General features: G+C 74.7%; 1 protein-coding gene. It reads left to right on the forward strand.

Annotation, left to right across the window (positions count from 1 at the left end):
* Positions 1–1,713, forward strand: a 1,713-nt coding sequence (locus tag AOK24_RS23610; protein ID WP_055722074.1) for a tetratricopeptide repeat protein, incomplete at both ends; no start/stop codon positions are given.

The raw sequence follows: 1,713 nt of genomic DNA on the forward strand, positions 1-1,713 counted from the left end.
CTCCCCCTCCCCCGGGACATCCAGGACTTCACCGCACGCGCCCCGGCCCTGGCCCAACTGGCGGACAAGCTCCCGCAGATCACCGTCGTCTCCGGCCAACCCGGCCTGGGCAAAACGGCGTTCGCGGTCCACGCCGCCCACCGCCTGGCCCCGCACTTCCCGGACGGCCAACTCGCCCTGGATCTCCAGGGGATGACCACCCCCACCACCCCGAGGGACGCGCTGGCCCGCCTGCTCAAGGCGCTCGGCGCGGCGGACATCCCCTCCACCACCGAGGACCGCGCGGGCCTCTGGCGCTCGCTGGCCGGCGAGAAGCGCCTGCTCCTGCTGCTGGACAACGCGATCGACGAAGCCCAGGTGGCCCCCCTCCTCCCGGGCACCGGCCTGACGATCATCACCAGCCGCCACACCCTCGCGGGCCTGGAGTCGGTCCACCGCACGGACCTGTCGCTGCTGCGCCGCGAGGAGGCGGTGGAGCTGCTGACCCGCATCGTCGGCGCGGACCGCGTCCAGGCGGAGGCGCAGGCCGCCCGGGACCTCGCCGACCTGTGCGGCCACCTCCCCCTGGCCGTCCGGATCGCCGGCCAACGCCTGGCGGCCCGCCCGCACGAACGCCTCGCCAAACTCGCCGCGCGCCTGCGGGCCGAGGGCCGCAGACTGGACGCCCTCCAGGCCGGAACTCTCCAGGTACGGGCGGCATTCGAACTCTCGTACCGCCAACTCCCGCCCGCCTCAAGGACCTTGCTACGGCGCTCCGCGCTGGCCGCCGGAGGCGACTTCAGCCCCGAGACGGCCGCGCTCCTGGCGGACCTCCCGTACGACGAAACGGCCGCCCGCGCCGAGGAGTTGACGGACGCGGGCCTCCTCCAGAGCGACCCCCTCGCGGAGCGCTACCGCTTCCACGACCTCCTCAAGCTGTACGCCACGGAGCTGACCGGGTCCGAGGACCCCGCCGAGGCACGGGCCGAAGCCCTCGACCGCACGGCCGACTGGATGCTGCGCCGGGCCACAACGGCCGCCCTGTACTTCGACGTCGACCACGAGCGCACCGAGGCGCAGGACGACCCCGACCCGGCCACCGCGCCCACCGGCCGCGAGGAGGCCCGAGCCTGGCTTGAGGCCGAACGCGCCCAGTGGCTGGCCGCGCTGCACCGGGCCCACGAGACGGGCCGGCACCGCCAAGTCCTGGACGCGGCAAGGGCGATGCACTGGTTCTCGGACGTCAACCAGCACTGGGAGCAGTGGGTGGAGGTCTTCCGCTGCTCGGCGGACTCGGCGAGGCTCCTGGGCAGCAGGCAGGAAGAGGCGGTCCACCTCAACTACCTCGCCTGGGCGTACAACTTGTGCGTGCACGACCCCCGCGCCGCGCTCGTCGCGGCCGACGAGGCACAGGTCGCGGCCCGCGAATGCGGGGACGGCCTCCAGCAGGGCTGGTCGCTCGGCTACGCGGCGGGCGCCCTGCACCGGCTGGGCCGAGACTCCGAAGCGGAAGACCGCCTGCGCAAGGCCACCCGCTGCCTCGCCCCCCTCCCCTCCCCCCAGGCCCGCCTCGCCGAACTCAGCGTCCTCAACACCCTCGGCACACTCCTGCGCCAGACCGGCCGCCCCGCCGAGGCCCTCGACCTCCACCGCCGCAGCGAGCGCATCTGCCGCGCCGGGGTCCCCGGCGCGGCAGATGCGCTCGCTGCGGCGGTGGAGGTCGAGGGCCTCGGC

The organism is Streptomyces niveiscabiei (genome assembly GCF_001419795.1).
GTDB lineage: Bacteria > Actinomycetota > Actinomycetes > Streptomycetales > Streptomycetaceae > Streptomyces > Streptomyces niveiscabiei.